Source organism: Massilia sp. MS-15, from assembly GCF_020176695.1.
Classification (GTDB): Bacteria; Pseudomonadota; Gammaproteobacteria; order Burkholderiales; family Burkholderiaceae_D; genus Telluria; species Telluria hydrophila.
In genome coordinates, this window is the sequence record NZ_JAIWIA010000034.1 from 126,887 (window position 1) to 144,343 (window position 17,457).

The 17,457-nt window shown below is 64.0% G+C and carries 11 protein-coding genes; 7 read left to right on the forward strand and 4 right to left on the reverse strand.

The genetic code is table 11. The features are described 5' to 3' along the window. Window positions 1-49 precede the first annotated feature (49 nt). Window positions 50-2,401 carry a Tex family protein gene (locus LCI23_RS14190; RefSeq protein WP_224947096.1) on the reverse strand — a complete coding sequence of 784 codons (2,352 nt, stop codon included), beginning with the start codon at window positions 2,399-2,401 and terminating at the stop codon, window positions 50-52. A gap of 232 nt (window positions 2,402-2,633) precedes the next feature. Here LCI23_RS14190 and LCI23_RS14195 point away from each other — a divergent pair, with 232 nt between their 5' ends. Beyond that, entirely contained in the window at window positions 2,634-5,771 is a 3,138-nt protein-coding gene (locus LCI23_RS14195; protein ID WP_224947097.1) for a DEAD/DEAH box helicase, read from the forward strand. Window positions 5,772-5,840: 69 nt separating this feature from the next. On the opposite strand, the gene LCI23_RS14200 is transcribed toward LCI23_RS14195, so the two are convergent. Beyond that, a complete protein-coding gene (locus tag LCI23_RS14200) occupies window positions 5,841-6,089 on the reverse strand; it encodes a DUF3297 family protein (RefSeq protein ID WP_224947098.1) in 249 nt (82 codons plus the stop codon). Between the two features lie 148 nt (window positions 6,090-6,237). Between LCI23_RS14200 and LCI23_RS14205 the strand changes: the two genes are divergently transcribed. The 6 genes from LCI23_RS14205 to LCI23_RS14230 all read left to right on the forward strand — a co-directional run bounded on the left by LCI23_RS14205 (window position 6,238) and on the right by LCI23_RS14230 (window position 15,830). Then, window positions 6,238-7,395 (forward strand): sensor histidine kinase KdpD, encoded by a 1,158-nt coding sequence (locus tag LCI23_RS14205; protein ID WP_224947099.1) that lies wholly within the window; start codon window positions 6,238-6,240, stop codon window positions 7,393-7,395. A 12-nt stretch (window positions 7,396-7,407) separates the two neighbouring features. Further along, window positions 7,408-8,088, forward strand: coding sequence for a response regulator transcription factor (locus LCI23_RS14210; RefSeq protein ID WP_224947100.1), 681 nt, complete (start codon window positions 7,408-7,410; stop codon window positions 8,086-8,088). 276 nt (window positions 8,089-8,364) lie between these two features. Then, window positions 8,365-9,075 (forward strand): transposase, encoded by a 711-nt coding sequence (locus LCI23_RS14215; protein ID WP_224947101.1) that lies wholly within the window; start codon window positions 8,365-8,367, stop codon window positions 9,073-9,075. Between the two features lie 277 nt (window positions 9,076-9,352). Continuing rightward, window positions 9,353-14,068 carry a glutamate synthase-related protein gene (locus tag LCI23_RS14220; protein WP_224947102.1) on the forward strand — a complete coding sequence of 1,572 codons (4,716 nt, stop codon included), beginning with the start codon at window positions 9,353-9,355 and terminating at the stop codon, window positions 14,066-14,068. A gap of 31 nt (window positions 14,069-14,099) precedes the next feature. Beyond that, a complete protein-coding gene (locus LCI23_RS14225; RefSeq protein WP_224947103.1) occupies window positions 14,100-15,563 on the forward strand; it encodes a glutamate synthase subunit beta in 1,464 nt (487 codons plus the stop codon). A gap of 93 nt (window positions 15,564-15,656) precedes the next feature. Then, window positions 15,657-15,830, forward strand: a complete 174-nt coding sequence (locus LCI23_RS14230) for a hypothetical protein (protein WP_224947104.1) — start codon at window positions 15,657-15,659, stop codon at window positions 15,828-15,830. A 102-nt stretch (window positions 15,831-15,932) separates the two neighbouring features. Here the strand turns inward: LCI23_RS14230 and LCI23_RS20690 are convergent, their stop codons facing one another. Together LCI23_RS20690 and LCI23_RS14235 are read right to left on the reverse strand one after the other, a co-directional pair. After that, window positions 15,933-16,346, reverse strand: a complete 414-nt coding sequence (locus tag LCI23_RS20690) for an STY0301 family protein (RefSeq protein ID WP_374041174.1) — start codon at window positions 16,344-16,346, stop codon at window positions 15,933-15,935. Then, window positions 16,343-16,777 carry a BPSL0067 family protein gene (locus LCI23_RS14235; RefSeq protein WP_224947105.1) on the reverse strand — a complete coding sequence of 145 codons (435 nt, stop codon included), beginning with the start codon at window positions 16,775-16,777 and terminating at the stop codon, window positions 16,343-16,345. Before LCI23_RS14235 ends, LCI23_RS20690 begins: the two co-directional genes overlap by 4 nt. Window positions 16,778-17,457 lie beyond the last annotated feature (680 nt).

The following is a 17,457-nucleotide window of genomic DNA, read 5'->3' on the forward strand; positions in this document are numbered from 1 at the left end:
TGGCGGCCAAGGCAGACCGGGAGCGCGGGCCGCGCGACGCCCGCCGCCATTACTTTTTCAGTTTGGCGAAAGCGGCCGCCATCGCGCCGCCGGCGGCCGGCGCCGGGCGTTCCTGGCGCTGGTGCTGGGCAAGGCGCTTGCTGTCGTTGCGGTCGCCGCGCTGTTCCGGACGTGCGCCCGGCTGCGGCGCGCTGTCGCCCAGGCGCATGGTGAGCGCGATGCGCTTGCGCTTGGGGTCCACTTCCAGCACCTTGACCTTGACCACCTGGCCGGCCTTCACCACCGTGTGCGGGTCCTTCACGAAGCTGTTCGACAGGGCCGAGATGTGCACCAGGCCATCCTGGTGCACCCCGATGTCGACAAAGGCGCCGAAGGCGGCGACATTGGTCACCACGCCTTCCAGGATCATGTCCGGGCGCAGGTCCGCGATCTCTTCCACGCCTTCCTTGAAGGTGGCGGTGGTGAATTCCGGACGCGGGTCGCGGCCCGGCTTTTCCAGTTCCTTCAGGATGTCGGTCACGGTCGGCACGCCGAATTTTTCATCGGCATACTTGGCCGGATTCAGCGACTTGATCAGGGCGCTGTCGCCGATCACCGCCTGCATGTCGCGCTTGATATCACCGAGGATCTTCTCGACCACAGGATAGGATTCCGGATGGACCGCCGAGGCGTCGAGCGGGTTCTCGCCGTTCATCACGCGCAGGAAGCCGGCCGCCTGCTCGAAGGTCTTGTCGCCCAGGCGCGGCACCTTCTTCAGCGCCGCGCGCGAGGCGAATGCGCCCTGCATGTCGCGGTAGTGCACGATGCTCTGCGCCACGCTGCCGGATAAACCCGAGACGCGCGCCAGCAGCGCGCTTGATGCCGTGTTCACGTCCACGCCGACCGCGTTCACGCAGTCCTCGACCACGGCGTCGAGCGAGCGCGCGAGCTGGGTCTGCGACACGTCGTGCTGGTACTGGCCGACGCCGATCGACTTCGGATCGATCTTGACCAGTTCCGCCAGCGGGTCCTGCAGGCGGCGCGCGATCGAGACCGCGCCGCGCAGCGAGACGTCCAGTTCCGGCAGCTCGCGCGAGGCGAATTCGGAGGCCGAGTACACCGAGGCGCCGGCTTCCGAGACGACGATCTTCTGGAGCTTGAGCTCTTGATTCTGCTTGATCAGGTCCGCGGCCAGCCTATCGGTCTCGCGCGAGGCGGTGCCATTGCCGATCGAGACCAGGGAAACATGGTGCTTCGCCGCCAGCTGGCCCAGCACGTGCAGGGCGCCGTCCCAGTCGTTGCGCGGCTGGTGCGGGTAGACGGTGGCGGTATCGACCACCTTGCCGGTGGCATCGACCACCGCCACCTTGACGCCGGTGCGCAGGCCCGGGTCCAGGCCCATGGTGGCGCGCGGGCCGGCCGGCGCCGCCAGCAGCAGGGCCTTCAGGTTGCGCGCGAAGACGTTGATCGCATCGCTTTCCGCCTTCTCGCGCAGTGCGCCCATCAGCTCGGTCTCGATGTAGACCGAGGTCTTCACGCGCCAGGTCCAGCGCGCGGTATCAAGCAGCCACTTGTCGGCCGGACGGCCTTGCGCCTTGATGCCGAAGGCGGCGCAGATGCGGCTCTCGCAGGGATTGTGCGGCGCGTCCCACTTCGGCTTCTCGGGCTCCGAATCGAGGCGCAGGACGACGTCCAGCACGCCCTCGCGGCGCCCGCGCATCAAGGCCAGCGCGCGGTGCGAAGGAATCGTGGACAGGGTTTCGGAATAGTCGAAGTAGTCGGCGAATTTCTCGCCCGCGTCTTCCTGGCCTGCCACCACCTTCGACTCGACCACGCCGTGCTCCTGCACGTATTCGCGCAGCGACTGCAGCAGGCTGGCGTCCTCTGCGAAGCGCTCCATCAGGATCTGGCGCGCGCCGTCCAGCGCCGCCTTGGTATCGGGCACGCCCGGATTGGCGCCGCCATCGGCGTTGGTGAAGGCCTCGCGCAGGTAGCTGGCGGCGGTTTCTTCCGGGTTCAGCGCTGGATCGTCCAGCAAGGCCTCGGCCAGTGGCGCCAGGCCCGCTTCGATCGCGATCTGCGCCTTGGTGCGGCGCTTCTGCTTGTAGGGCAGGTACAGGTCTTCGAGGCGGGTCTTGTCCTCGGCGTGGGTCAACGCGTCGAGCAGCGCCGGTGTCATCTTGTTCTGCTCCGTGACCGAGGCGATGATCGCGGCGCGCCGGTCCTCGAGCTCGCGCAGGTAGCGCAGGCGCTCTTCGAGCAGGCGTAGCTGGATGTCGTCCAGGCCTCCGGTGGCTTCCTTGCGGTAGCGCGCAATGAAGGGGACGGTGGCGCCTTCGTCGAGCAGGGCGACGGCGGCGGCCACCTGGGCCGGTTTGGCGGACAGTTCGAGGGCGAGGCGTTGTTCGATGGAGGGCAGCATGGTGCGTGAATCAGGCGATCGCAAAAAGGTCAAGCGAACAATGATACGCAAACGCGGACGATACGCCAGTCTTGACAGCCGCACCTGAACATGCGAGAACAGTCGGCTGCGCGCGCGCATCGCGGCGCCTCCTGCAAGTTTTGCCTGCTACGTGCGATTCCGAACAAAACAGAAGCGCTCGTATGAAGGATAATGGTATTTATTGTCGTTTTTGATACGAGTCACAAGACCCATGCACACAGTCGATGATCACCGCGAGAACGCCGCCGACGCATCCGCGCTGGCACCCGCGCAGGCACCCGCCGTCGCCCGCGTTCCCGCACGCGCTCCCGCCCTGCCCGCACCGGTGGTGAGCTGGCTGCAAAGGGTCGAAGCGGCTGCCCACCCGCAGCCGAAACTGAGCGACGAGATCGCCGATCCGAAGGCCGTGCAGTACAAGTTCGTCTACGTGATGGCCCCGACCAGCGGCGGGCGCCACGTCGCCATCTGCCTGTGCAAGGCGCGCCTGCGTCCGAACGGCGAGGTCGCCGCCGCCAGTCCGGTGAGCGAAGTGTTCTCGCTGCTCTCCGCGCCGCCCGCCTACCTGGAAGGCGAGGACGTCGACCTGGTGCGCTTCTTCATCGCCATGCGCAGCGGCTCGGCCCAGGGCACCAGTGCCACCGAACCGAAAGGGAAAGTGGGCGCCATCCTGCTCCAGATGCTGCTCGAGCAGGGCAAGCTGCTGTGGGCGAACTCGTGGTCCGACATGGCCGGTGGCCTGGTCTATCCGCTGCAGGCCGGCCCGACCCGCCTGGCCAGCCTGGCCTGGCGCGACGAGGGCCGCGTGGCCAAGCTTGGATGGTCGGTGGAACCGGCCAAGGGCGCCACCCACAGCGGGGCCGACCTGATCGACTACATGCTGCCGACCGATCCGCCCTGGTACATCGACAACCTGTCGATCGGTCCGCTCGAACTCAATCGCGGCGGGGTCGACATCTCGCTGGCCGAATTGCAGGCGCTGGTGGCGCAGGCGCCGGCGCTGTCCGGCACCGACAAGAAACGCGTGTCGCAGCTGCTGCTGGCGCACGGCCTGCAGACCTTGATGCCGCTGCCGCAGCCGCTGACCCAGCGCCTGCGCAACGACGTCAAACCGATACCGCACCTGCTGCTCGATTCCGTGCAGATGTCCGATGGCGGCAGCCCGCGCTGGCACGACTTCGCCGTGCTGGCCTACGACTACGACGGCCAGCGCGTCTCCTTCGATCCGGCCCAGCGCGTGGTGCGCCAGATCGGCGACATCACCGAGGTCATCGAACGCGATCCGAAAGCTGAAGCCGCGGCGCTCAACGCCCTCAACGAGATGGGCTTTCGCAAGCCGGCCAGCGCCCCCTTCAACGCGATGGCCGGCGCCCTGGTGCTGGACAGCCAGGCGCACTGGCTGCGCTTTGCCGAAGCCGACCTGGACGCCCTGTCCGACGCCGGCTGGCACGTGCAGAAGTCGGCCAAGTACCGCTACGACGTGATCCCGGTCGAAGACTGGTATGCCGACATCGACGAGCCGGAAGAGGCGGGCAACGCCTGGTTCGAGCTGGAACTGGGCATCGTGGTGGCGCGCAAGCGCGTGCCGCTGCTGCCGGTGCTGGTGCAGCTGATCCGCAGCGCACCGCTCGAATTCGATCCGGCCGTGCTGGCCGCGCACGAGGGGCAGGACCAGATGCTGGCCACCCTGCCGGATGGCGTGCGCGTGGCGCTGCCCTGGGCCCGCGTCAAGCCCATCCTCGCCACCCTGGGTGAGCTGTACTTCAACGACAAGATCAAGAACCGCCTGCGCCTGTCGACCCTGGACGCGGCGCGCCTGGAAGACCTGGCGCGCGGCCTCGAGCTGCGCTGGACCGGCGGCGAGCGCCTGCGCGAGACCGGCCGCAAGCTGAGCCAGTTCGGCTCGGTGAAGAAGGTCGAGGCGCCGGCAGGACTTCAGGCAACACTGCGCGACTACCAGCTCGACGGCCTGTCGTGGATGCAGTTCCTGCGCGAGTACGACCTGGGCGGCATCCTGGCCGACGACATGGGCCTCGGCAAGACCGTGCAGACCCTGGCGCACATCCTCACCGAGAAGGAAGCAGGGCGCCTGACCAGCCCGGCGCTGGTGATCGCCCCGACCAGCCTGATGACCAACTGGTTCGACGAAGCCGCGCGCTTCGCGCCCAGCCTGAAGGTGCTGCTCCTGCAGGGCAAGGAGCGCATGGACCTGTTCGACCAGATCGCGCAGGCCGACATCGTGCTGACCACCTATGCGCTGCTGCCGCGCGACGAGGAAAAGCTGCGCGAGCACCACTATCACCTGGTGATCCTGGACGAATCGCACTACATCAAGAACACCCGCTCGAAGGCGGCGCAGACGGCCGGTTCGCTCAATGCCAACCATCGCCTGTGCCTGTCCGGCACGCCGCTGGAAAACCACCTGGGCGAGCTGTGGTCGCAATTCCACTTCCTGATGCCTGGCCTGCTGGGCGACGAGAAGAGCTTCAACAACCAGTTCCGCCACCCGATCGAGCGCCAGGACGACACAGTGCGGCGCACCCTGCTCAACCGCCGCATCAAGCCCTTCCTGCTGCGCCGCACGAAGGACAACGTGGCCAAGGAGCTGCCGGAAAAGACCGAGATGGTACGCCGCATCGAGCTCTCCGGTCCGCAGCGCGACCTGTACGAGACGGTGCGCCTGGCGATGGACAAGAAGGTGCGCGACGAGATCGACCGCAAGGGCGTGGCGCGCAGCCAGATCGTGATCCTCGAAGCGCTGCTGAAACTGCGCCAGGTGTGCTGCGACCCGCGCCTGGTGAAGGCGATGCCGGCCAAGAAGAATGCGCAGCCGGTATCGGCCAAGCTGGCCGACCTGATGCAGATGGTCGAAGACCTGCTGGGCGAAGGCCGCAAGATCCTGGTGTTCTCGCAGTTCACCAGCATGCTGTTCCTGATCGAAGAGGAGCTCGCCGCGCGCGGCATCCATTATGCGCTGCTCACCGGCGAGACGCGCGACCGCTCGGCGCAGGTCGCCGCGTTCCAGCAGGGCGCGGTGCCGATCTTCCTGATCAGCCTGAAGGCGGGCGGCGTCGGCCTGAACCTGACCGCGGCCGATACCGTGATCCACTATGACCCATGGTGGAATCCGGCGGCCGAGAACCAGGCCACCGACCGCGCCTGGCGCATCGGGCAGGATAAACCCGTGTTCGTCTATAAACTGATTGCCAAGGGCACGCTGGAAGAAAAGATCCAGCTGCTGCAGCAGAAGAAGTCGGAGCTGGCGCAGTCGATCCTGGCCGAAGGCGAATCGCAGAAGATGGCACTGACGCAGGAAGACCTGCAGGCGATCTTCGCGCCGCTGGAAGAATAGGCACGCGCCAGTAGAAGGACGTGAAAAAGGCGGCTGGTTTGCACCAGCCGCCTTTTGTTTTGAAGCGTCTTACTTGTAGAACGCCTCGACCTTGCCTTTCAGCTTGATCAGCATCGGCTTGCCCTTGCGGTCGAGCGTGCGGCCGGCGGCAACCTTGATCCAGCCTTCGCTGATGCAATACTCTTCCACGTCGTGGCGATCCTTGTCGTTGAAGCGGATGCCAATGTCGCGCTGGAAGACATCGCGGTCATGAAAAGGGCTGCTCGGGTCGATCGAGAGCCGGTCCGGGAGTGGGGGGAGGGTAGCGGTATCGTTCATAGACGCGAATTATCCACCAACTGGGCGCCGTATGGCGCAATTTTCATCGGTCCGCATGCCGCCGCGCCAGGCGTCACTATACAAGAGGGCGGCATCAACGATATACTCCTGGCAACTCTCATTGTTTGACCGCTAACAGAAAGTCCAGATGACTCCACGCCCGGCTGCCGATCCCACCATTGCGGCCAGCTCCGATCGCCCTGGCGCTGCTGACCATTTCCGACTACTTGCCGAACTCGGCGGCGACATCGCCGTCCGCATCGACCTGCCGGATTGCACGCTGCGCTACTTGAGCCCGGGCTTTTCCACGCTACTGGGCGCCGATGGCGCCGCCTTGCAGGCAGTGCTGGCCGGTGGCGGCGCACAGGAAGCGCTGGGTGCGCTCGGCCGGCAGCTCGCGGCGGGCGCGGCAGGGGCGCCGGGTGAACGCCTGGTGCAGGAAGTCGAGGTGCGCAACGCGCACGGCCATCCGCTCGGGCTGCAGGTGATCACCAGGGTCGTCCAGAACGACGATGGCAGCAGCACGCTGCTGGCCCTGTTGCGCGACCTGTCGCCGCAGCGCGCCCACCTGGCCGACCAGCGCCGCTTCGCGAGCCTGCTGAACCACGAATTCCGCACGCCGCTGGCGACCATCGACGGCGCGATCCAGCGCCTGGAGGCGACCGCGCACGGCGCCGACGAAGCGGTGCGGCAGCGCTACCGCAAGATCGCGGTCGCGGTGGACCGCCTGATCGCGATGCTGGACGAATACCTGTCGCCGGACCGGATGGCGGCGATCGGCAAGCTGCGCCAGCCGAACACGATCGTCGCGCGCGAGCTGCTGGAAGCGGGCGTGCAGCAGCTACGCGCTGCCGGACGCGAGGCCGTGGTCGAGGTGGACGGCGACGAGAATGCGGCGGCGCTGCGCGGCGAGCCCGAAGGGCTGCGGCTGGCGCTGAAGGTCCTGGTCGACAATGCACTGTTGTTCTCGCCGGCCGGCACGCCGGTCGCACTTGGCGTGCGGCGCAGCGGCAGCGGCGTTGAATTCACTGTGCGCGACGAAGGCGCCGGCGTACCGGCGCAGGATGCGGCGCACATCTTCGACAAGGGCTACCGCGGCAGCAATGCGGTCGGCCTGCCGGGCAGTGGACTCGGGCTGTACATGGCGCATTCGATCGTCGATGTCCATGGTGGCATGTTGCGCCTGGGCGAGCGGGACGGAAAGCAGGGTGCCGAGTTCCGGCTCTGGCTGCCCGCACAGCATATGGGCGGACAACAACAACTTGCCTCATCTCCGCCCAGCAGTGATAATCGGACCGATCATTAACATGGCCAATCCATGACGCAGATACTGATTGTTGAAGACAATGGCGAATATGCCGACGACATGGCGGAGTTCCTGAGGGAGCTCGATCATGACGTCACGATTGCCAAGACCGCGAGCGAGATGTGGGCGGCGCTGACGCGCACCCCGGCAGCGGTTGTCGTACTCGACCTCGGCCTGCCGGATGAAGACGGCTTCAATGTCATTCCGCGGATGCGCCAGCTGTATCCCGAGATCGGCCTCTTGGTGCTGACCGGGCGGGTCGCGTTCGACCACCGCATCCTGGGCTTGCGCCTGGGCGCCGACCATTACCTGACCAAGCCGATCAAGTTCCCTGAACTGGCGGCCCACATCGAAGCCCTGGACCGCCGCGTGCGCCCCGCCGATCCGGCGCCGGCGCCAAGCAAGTGGACGCTGCGCGTGAGCGCGCGCCAGCTGGAGCTGGGTGGCAAGATGATCGACCTGACCGAAAAGGAGTGCAACTTCCTGCACCTCCTGACCATCAACACCCGTCCGGTCCCGCGCCAGGTGATCGTCGCCGGCATGGGCGGCGAGGACCCGGATGCCAGCCGCCGGGTCGACATGCTGGTGTACCGCCTGCGCAAGAAGGCCCGCTCCGGCCTCGGCCAGGACCTCCCCCTGCGCAGCGCCTACGGCGAAGGCTACAGCCTTTCCGCCGGCTTCACCCTCTCCTGACCCCTCGGGGTCAGAGTCGAATTTCCAGACAATTTCCCAAGATGCCCTCCGATTCAAAGAGGGTCAGAGTGCAATTACCGAGCAATTGATCCGAAATAGATTGGGGTCAGTGTCGAATTATTGAGCAATTGCTCAGTATACTTCCCAGCGGGGCATGCATGGCATGCATCTTCTTAATTGGGGACACAGTCGACAGCATTCTCCCGAAGTTTGAGGTTAATGAGGGACAGAGTAAAACTTCTCGGCTAAAATGCCTGCTCAACTTTTGAGCACGCCATGGCACGCCTCCCCCGACTCGTCATTCCGCAGCAGCCACACCACCTTATCCAGCGTGGCAACAACCGCCAGCCCATCTTCCGGGAAGAGGTGGATTACCAGCGTTTTCTCGCCTGGCTCAAGGAAGCGGCGCGCTTCTACCAGGTGGCGATCCACGCCTATGTGCTGATGCCCAACCACATCCACCTGCTGGCGACGCCATCCGACAAGCTCGGCCTGGCGCTCATGATGCAGAAGGTCGGGCGCTTTTATGTTCCCTGGTTCAACCACAAGTACGCACGCACGGGCGGCCTGTTCGAAGGGCGCTTCCGCACCTCGCTGATCGATACGGACAGCTATTTCCTGGCTTGCAGCCGGTATATCGAGCTCAACCCGGTGCGCGCCGGTCTGGTGGCCGCTCCCCTCGATTACCCCTGGTCCAGCTATGCCCACCATACCGGCATGCGCACCGACGGGCTGATCACCGATCATCTCCTGTACTGGGGCATGGGCAACACTCCCTTCCAGCGTGAAGCGGCGTATTCGGAACTGGTCATGCAGGGCATCCCACAGGATGAAGTCGACTTCGTGACCACGGCCGTCCTGAAGAACCAGCCCCTTGGTTCGGACGCTTTCAAGGCGGAACTCGAGCGCAAGACCAAGCGCCAGATCCTGCCGGCCAAGCGTGGACGTCCATTCCGGGAACCAATTCCGCCGCTGCCGAGTACATAATTCGCACCCAAGGATGAAAGTCATCAAACGGCACGCCATGCGTGCCGTTTTTTTACGCGGAACAGGTCTAAGGAATGCAAATTTTTATTTTTAAATCAACGTCTTATAGGTGAACGGGAGCATGGCTGCACACGCTGGTTTACTCTGTCCCTAATTAAATAAAGAATCAAGAAGTTATCAAACAATTTGACTCTGACCCTAATTGTTCTTGTTGCTGATTGTGTTGCATTGCACTATTCTCGATTTTCGACCCCCGAAAAGTTGTGGAGATTGCCTCATGATTGCCCAAGGTTTGTACGATCCAGCCAATGAGCACGATGCCTGCGGCGTCGGTTTCATCGCCCATATCAAGGGCAACAAAAGCCATTCCATCATCGAGCAGGGCCTGCAGATCCTGAAGAACCTCGACCACCGCGGCGCGGTCGGTGCCGACCCGCTGATGGGCGACGGTGCCGGCATCCTGATCCAGATCCCCGACCAGTATTTCCGCGACGAGATGGCCAGGCAGGGGGTGGAGCTGCCGCCGCCCGGAGAATATGGCGTCGGCATGGTGTTCCTGCCGAAGGAACACGCTTCGCGCATCGCCTGCGAACAGGAGATCGAGCGCGCCGTGCGCATCGAAGGACAGGTGGTGCTCGGCTGGCGCAACGTGCCGGTCGACGAGGCCATGCCGATGTCGCCTTTTGTAAAGGCCAAGGAACCGGTGATCCGCCAGATCTTCATCGGCCGTGGGCCCGACATCATGGTCACCGACGCGCTCGAACGCAAACTCTACGTGATCCGCAAATCCTCCGGCCACGCGATCCAGGCGCTGAAACTCCTGCACGGCAAGGAGTTCTTCGTGCCCTCGATGTCGGCCCGCACCATCGTCTATAAAGGCCTGCTGCTGGCCGACCAGGTGGGCGTCTACTACAAGGACCTGCAGGACCCGCGCTGCATCTCCGCCCTGGCCCTGGTGCACCAGCGCTTCTCCACCAACACCTTCCCGGAATGGCCGCTGGCCCACCCCTATCGCCTGATCGCGCACAACGGCGAGATCAACACCGTCAAGGGCAACTTCAACTGGACCCGCGCGCGCGAAGGCATGCTGAAGTCGGCCGTGCTGGGCGAAGACCTGGGCAAGCTGTTCCCCCTGATTTACGAAGGCCAGTCCGACACCGCCTGCTTCGACAATGCGCTCGAACTGCTGGTGATGGCGGGCTATCCGATCGCCCAGGCGATGATGATGATGATCCCGGAAGCCTGGGAAAACCACACCGCGATGGACGACAACCGCCGCGCCTTCTACGAATACCACGCCGCGATGATGGAGCCCTGGGACGGCCCCGCCGCCATGGCCTTCACCGACGGCCGCCACATCGGCGGCACCCTCGACCGCAATGGCCTGCGCCCGGCGCGCTACGTCGTCACCGAGGACGACCTGGTGGTGATGGCCTCCGAATCCGGCGTGTTGCCGATCCCCGAATCGCGCATCGTCAAGAAGTGGCGCCTCCAGCCCGGCAAGATGTTCCTGATCGACCTGGAAGCCGGCCGCATCGTCGACGACAAGGAACTGAAGGACACCTACTCGAACGCCAAGCCCTATAAAGCCTGGATCAAGTCGGTGCGCATCAAGCTCAATGAGATCAAGCTGTCCGAGAGCCAGCTGGCCCAGCACCGCGCCCAGGATGCGCAAGGCGAAAAGGCGCCCATCGCACTGCTCGACCGCCAGCAAGCCTTCGGCTACACGCAGGAAGACCTGAAGTTCCTGATGGCGCCGATGGCCGTGCTGGGCGAGGAAGCCACCGGCTCGATGGGCAACGATTCGCCGCTGGCGGTGATGTCGAACAAGCTCAAACCTTTGTATAACTACTTTAAACAATTGTTTGCGCAAGTGACGAATCCGCCGATCGACCCGATCCGCGAAAGCATGGTGATGTCGCTGGTGTCCTTCATCGGACCAAAACCCAACCTGCTGGACACGAACAACGTCAATCCGCCGATGCGCCTGGAAGTGTCGCAGCCCATCCTCGGCTTCGACGACATGGCCCGCCTGCGCGCGATCAGCCTGCACACCGGCGGCAAGTTCAAGTCGTATGAGCTGAACATCTGCTACCCGGTCGCCTGGGGCAAGGAAGGCATCGAAGCCAGCCTGGCCTCGCTGTGCGCGGAAGCGGTCGATGCGGTGAAGTCCGGCCACAACATCCTGATCGTCTCGGACCGCAGGCTGTCCAGCGAACAGGTCGCGATTCCCGCGCTGCTGGCCACCTCGACGATCCACCAGCACCTGGTCGGCCGCGGCCTGCGCGCCTCCACCGGCCTGGTGGTGGAAACCGGTTCGGCGCGCGAGACCCACCACTTCGCCCTGCTGGCCGGCTACGGCGCGGAAGCCGTGCACCCCTACCTGGCGCTGGAAACGCTGAGCGACCTGGCGCGGCACCTGCCGCACGAGATGGATGCCGACAAGGCCATCACCAACTACACCAAGGCGGTCGGCAAGGGCCTGATGAAGGTGATGTCGAAGATGGGCATTTCCACCTACATGTCGTATTGCGGCGCCCAGATCTTCGAGGCCGTGGGTTTGAACAAGTCGCTGGTCGACAAGTACTTCCGCGGCACCTCCTCGACGGTGGAGGGCATCGGCCTGTTCGAAGTGGCCGAGGAAGCCCTGCGCCTGCATGGCCTGGCTTTCGGCAACGACCCGGTGCTGGCCAATGCCCTCGACACCGGCGGCGAATACGCCTTCCGCGTGCGCGGCGAGGACCACCTGTGGACCCCGGACGCGATCGCGAAACTGCAGCATTCCACGCGCGCCAACAACTACGGCACCTACAAGGAATACGCCCAGATCATCAACGACCAGAGTCGCCGCCACCTGACCCTGCGCGGCCTGTTCGAGTTCAGGATCGATCCATCGAAAGCCATTCCGCTCGAAGAAGTCGAGCCGGCCAAGGAGATCGTCAAGCGTTTCGCCACCGGCGCGATGTCGCTTGGCTCGATCAGCACCGAGGCCCACGCCACGCTGGCCATCGCCATGAACCGCATCGGCGGCAAGAGCAATACCGGCGAGGGCGGCGAAGACCCGGCGCGCTACCTGAACGAATTCAAGGGCATCAAAATCAGCAAGGGCGAGACCCTGGCCTCGGTGCTGGGCGCCGGACGCGTGATGGCCGACATCCCGCTGGAAGAAGGCGATTCGCTGCGCTCGAAGATCAAGCAGGTGGCCTCGGGCCGCTTTGGCGTCACGGCCGAATACCTGGCCGCGGCCGACCAGATCCAGATCAAGATGGCGCAGGGCGCCAAGCCGGGCGAGGGCGGCCAGCTGCCGGGCCACAAGGTGTCCGAGTACATCGCGTCCTTGCGCTTCTCGGTGCCGGGCGTGGGCCTGATCTCGCCGCCGCCGCACCACGACATCTATTCGATCGAAGACCTGGCGCAGCTGATCCACGACCTGAAGAACGCGAATCCACACGCCTCGATCTCGGTGAAACTGGTGTCGGAAGTGGGCATCGGCACCGTCGCCGCCGGCGTCTCGAAAGCCAAGGCCGACCACGTGGTGGTGGCGGGCCACGACGGCGGCACCGGCGCCTCGCCGCTGTCCTCGGTGAAGCATGCCGGCACGCCCTGGGAACTGGGCCTGGCCGAGACCCAGCAGACCCTGGTGCTGAATGGCCTGCGCAGCCGTATCCGGGTACAGGCGGATGGCCAGATGCGTACCGGCCGCGATGTCGTCATCGCCGCCATGCTGGGCGCCGATGAAATCGGCTTCGCCACCGCGCCGCTGGTGGTCGAAGGCTGCATCATGATGCGCAAGTGCCACCTGAATACCTGCCCGGTGGGCGTGGCCACCCAGGATCCGGTGCTGCGCGCCAAGTTCCAGGGTAAACCGGAACACGTGGTGAACTACTTCTTCTTCGTGGCCGAGGAAGCGCGCCAGATCATGGCGCAGCTGGGCATCCGCAGCTACGACGAACTGATCGGCCGTACCGACCTGCTGGACAAGGCGAAAGCGATCCAGCACTGGAAGGCGCAGGGCCTGGATTTTTCCAGGATCTTCTACCAGCCGAAGCTGGACGCACCGCGCGCGCTGTTCCACACCGACGTTCAGGACCACGGCCTGGACCGCGCCCTGGACCACAAGCTGATTGCCCAGGCCAAGGCCGCGCTGGAAAAGGGCGAGCGGGTTTCCTTCATCTCGCCGGTGAAGAACCTGAACCGCACCGTGGGGACCATGCTGTCGGGCGAAGTGGCCAAGCGCTATGGCCATGCCGGCCTGCCCGACGACACCATCCACATCCAGCTGCAGGGCACCGCCGGCCAGTCGGCCGCGGCCTTCCTGGCGGCCGGTATCACGATCGACCTGGTCGGCGAGGGCAACGACTACGTCGGCAAGGGCCTGTCGGGCGGGCGCATCATCGTGCGGCCGAACACCGAATTCCGCGGCTGGGCGGTGGACAACATCATCGTCGGCAATACCGTGCTGTATGGTGCGATTTCCGGTGAAGCCTTTTTCAATGGCGTGGCCGGCGAGCGTTTCGCGGTGCGTAACTCGGGCGCGGTGGCGGTCGTGGAAGGCTGCGGCGACCATGGCTGCGAATACATGACCGGCGGGACGGTCGTGGTGCTGGGCGAGACCGGCCGCAACTTCGCGGCGGGCATGTCGGGTGGCGTGGCCTTCGTGTACGACCCGAATGGCGAGTTTGCCGGCAAGTGCAACACCACGATGGTGAACCTGGAACCGGTGCTGTCCACGCGCCAGCAGGACGACAAGGCCGGCTGGCACAGCCAGACCCGCAACGGCGAGCGCGAGTCGGACGAAACCATCCTGCGCCGCCTCATCGAGCGCCACTTCAAGCACACGGGTTCGACCCGCGCGCGCAACCTGCTGGACGACTGGGCCAACAGCCGCGGCAAGTTCGTGAAGGTCTTCCCGACCGATTACAAGCGCGCCCTCGAGGAGATGCACAACTCGAGCATGGAAGAAGCCAACGACAAGATCGAACTGGCTGCCTGAGCAGACCTGCAAGAGAAGGAAGGAACACAACGTGGGCAAAATTACCGGCTTCATGGAATTCGAACGGCAGGAAGAGGGGCACCTCGAACCAGCTGAACGCGTCAAGAACTACAAGGAATTCGTGCTGACCCTCACCGATGGCCAGGCCAAGGTGCAAGGCGCGCGCTGCATGGATTGCGGCATCCCGTTCTGTAACACGGGCTGCCCGGTCAACAACCAGATCCCCGACTGGAACGACCTGGTCTACCACGGCAACTACCGCGCGGCCGTCGAGAACCTCCACTCGACCAATAACTTCCCCGAGTTCACCGGCCGCATCTGCCCGGCCCCCTGCGAATCGGCCTGCACGCTGGGCATCAACGACGACCCGGTCGGCATCAAGTCGATCGAGCGCAAGATCGCCGACAGCGGCTGGGAACATGGCTGGATCGTGCCGCAACCGGCCGCCAGCAAGACCGGCAAGAAGGTCGCCGTGATCGGCTCCGGTCCGGCCGGCCTGGCCGCCGCCCAGCAGCTGGCGCGCGTCGGCCACGAGGTCACCGTGTTCGAGAAGAGCGACCGCATCGGCGGCCTGCTGCGCTACGGCATCCCCGACTTCAAGATGGAAAAGGGCCTGATCGACCGTCGTGTGGAGCAGATGAAGGCAGAAGGCGTGACCTTCCGCACCAGCGTCCTGGTTGGCAAGGACTTCCCTGCCAGCGTATCGAACATGGCGCGCGATACGATCTTCCCGGAAGACCTGGAGCAGGAATTCGACGCCGTGGTGCTGGCCGGCGGCGCCGAGCAGCCGCGCGACCTCTTGGTGCCGGGACGCGAGCTGAAGGGCGTGCACTTCGCGATGGACTTCCTGCCGCAGCAGAACCGGGTCAATGCCGGCGACAAGCTGAAGGACCAGATCAAGGCCACCGGAAAACACGTGGTCGTGATCGGCGGCGGCGATACCGGTTCCGATTGCGTCGGCACCTCGAACCGCCACGGCGCGGCGTCTGTCACCCAGTTCGAACTGATGCCGATGCCGCCCGAGCACGAGAACAAGCCGCTGGTCTGGCCCTACTGGCCGACCCGCCTGCGCACCTCGTCCTCGCACGAAGAGGGCTGCCAGCGCGACTGGGCGGTGGCCACCAAGCGCCTGGAAGGCAAGGGCGGCAAAGTCGACAAGCTGGTGGCCTGCCGCGTCGAGTGGAAGGACGGCAAGATGAGCGAAGTGCCGGATTCGGAATTCGACATGAAGGCCGACCTGGTGTTCCTGGCCATGGGCTTCGTGTCGCCGGTGCAGACCGTGCTGGACGCCTTCGGGGTGCAGAAGGATGCGCGCGGCAACGTCCGCGCCACGACGGAAGGGGAGCGCTCCTACCAGACCTCGAAGCCGAAGGTGTTCGCGGCCGGCGACATGCGCCGCGGCCAGTCGCTGGTGGTGTGGGCCATCCGTGAAGGCCGGCAGTGCGCCCGTGCGGTCGACGAATTCCTCATGGGGAGCTCCGTACTACCGCGCTAGGTGTGATGTTTCAATAGGTTGTTCTAGTTCGTTCGGACTGGGTTTGAGAAACTGGAAATCGCCAAACCCCCGGTTCTCAAGGAAGCCAGCCGAATGAACATCCATAAGAATGCCCGATTGACCTTTATCCTTCGAGTCGAATGGTCGAAGATGTCCTCAAAAGTGGCCTGCCGGCTGCTCAAGCCGCCCAGCTATGTCTTCACTTTGATGTTCGACCGCCTCTTCGGCCGTTCCTGTTTCCGACCCGGAGCCGAACATGCGCTGTAGTGAGCACAACACTGCGCGCTGCTGCGGGATTCTGCCCCGTGCTCTGTAGCGGAGAGCCTGTTCAATTCATGACGACACTTGGCTTATCTAGACTGTCCGTCATTAACTGCACTCGACGCGCACGGTTACCTGGTCCCGCCCCTTGCGACGCTTGACCGAAATCGTGCACTTCGTAGCGTCGTCTGCAACCCGTCGGTACCAGCGCAAATCCCCCCCCGCGTAACTACAGAACGCCCACTTCTCGGGCGGCTCTTCGTTGCGATTGAAGGCGTATTCGCTCTCCCAACCACCCTTGGTCTCACGGTCGCGTCCGCGAAGATCACCGCGCAGCGCCGTGGGTCCGATGGCCATGCCACCGCCGACTAAGAGACTTCCGCTTAGGATCCGCCCTTCGCTGGCTTTCGGTTTTGGTGTCGCCAAAACGATATCCTCGCTCGGGAATCGTGCGGGGCAGCTAAATTGCTCGGCAGCGAATGCGAGGCTGGGGAACAGCGCGCAAAGAAGTAGCTTTCTCATCTAACCACGTAGAACGTCTCAGCATTGTCGGAATCATCAGCCCACCCCCCTTCAGCGTGAGACTTGCCCCTTGGCCAGATACTACGTGCACTGATCTTTGGCTTGGACCTCCACTGATCCATAACAGCAATATACGACGGCTTGCCGGTCTTTAGGCTTTTCGGTCCAAAATAAAGGAACAGCGCCGCATGATTTCCTGTTGACCTGTTTGGGTAGCGGCCGTCCTCAAACGTAGCGATAACGGTCCCGACTGGAATATTCTTGGCGTCCATCACGCGCTCTCCTGGCCGCCACGTGCTCGTATGGCCCACACCCGTAAGACTTTGAACCAAGGCAACACAGTCCCATTCCCCAGCTTGTCTTTCTTTTCCAGTTCCTTGACATTCGCATACACGTGCGGCATATACCCTCCATTGTTTTGGAATCGGCATTGTCCGTCGGCTGTGTCTGCTTCAACTTGCCTCGCCTCAAAGGGTGCCAGACTCACCGCCATGTATGTCAGAGCCAAACAACTACGCGAGCACGGCCCGCACCGCTCGAGTGATGAAATCATCGTCGATGAGGGCCAAGGCCTGGCGACCTCACACTTGCCTCGGTGGGCCGTCCTACCGGCTCTATGTGGACTTCCCCCAACTCCGATAGACATTTCTGACCTATGATTGGCGTCGAGCGCTGCGCCATCCCAGTCGACCAGGCCAGCCTCGTCAGCGGCAGCCTGCATCACCTTCAGAAGACGCTGCCAAGTCCCATTCCGGGACCAGCGGACGAATCGGTCATAACAGGTCTGCCAGGGACCGTAGCGTGAGGAAATGTCGCATCAAGGGGCGCCTGTACGCAGGCGCCATAGAATGCCATTGATCACATGCCGATGCTCGACATAGAGACGTGACCATGATGTGGGTTGGGTGGCAGATGGAGCTCAAGTTTGCTCCACTGCTTTTCGGTAAGGTCAGTTCGGCTCATCGCCCTACGACCACCCAATCCAAATTAAGTTCAGTCGCGTTTAGTCAGACAGACCCTAGGCGTTTTTCATGCGGGACGAATGCGGCTGCGGCTGCCTTTTGTTTTGGTTTGCCGCCTTGGTGTGGACGGCATCCAACAGCGAGCCGGT

Excerpts from the sequence above, each read along its gene's own strand:
- LCI23_RS14190 (WP_224947096.1), bottom strand. The coding sequence starts at position 2,401 with ATGCTGCCCTCCATCGAACAACGCCTCGCCCTCGAACTGTCCGCCAAA.
- LCI23_RS14195 (WP_224947097.1), top strand. The coding sequence starts at position 2,634 with ATGCACACAGTCGATGATCACCGCGAGAACGCCGCCGACGCATCCGCG.
- LCI23_RS14200 (WP_224947098.1), bottom strand. The coding sequence starts at position 6,089 with ATGAACGATACCGCTACCCTCCCCCCACTCCCGGACCGGCTCTCGATC.
- LCI23_RS14205 (WP_224947099.1), top strand. The coding sequence starts at position 6,238 with ATGACTCCACGCCCGGCTGCCGATCCCACCATTGCGGCCAGCTCCGAT.
- LCI23_RS14210 (WP_224947100.1), top strand. The coding sequence starts at position 7,408 with ATGACGCAGATACTGATTGTTGAAGACAATGGCGAATATGCCGACGAC.
- LCI23_RS14215 (WP_224947101.1), top strand. The coding sequence starts at position 8,365 with ATGGCACGCCTCCCCCGACTCGTCATTCCGCAGCAGCCACACCACCTT.
- LCI23_RS14220 (WP_224947102.1), top strand. The coding sequence starts at position 9,353 with ATGATTGCCCAAGGTTTGTACGATCCAGCCAATGAGCACGATGCCTGC.
- LCI23_RS14230 (WP_224947104.1), top strand. The coding sequence starts at position 15,657 with ATGAACATCCATAAGAATGCCCGATTGACCTTTATCCTTCGAGTCGAA.
- LCI23_RS20690 (WP_374041174.1), bottom strand. The coding sequence starts at position 16,346 with ATGAGAAAGCTACTTCTTTGCGCGCTGTTCCCCAGCCTCGCATTCGCT.
- LCI23_RS14235 (WP_224947105.1), bottom strand. The coding sequence starts at position 16,777 with ATGCCGATTCCAAAACAATGGAGGGTATATGCCGCACGTGTATGCGAA.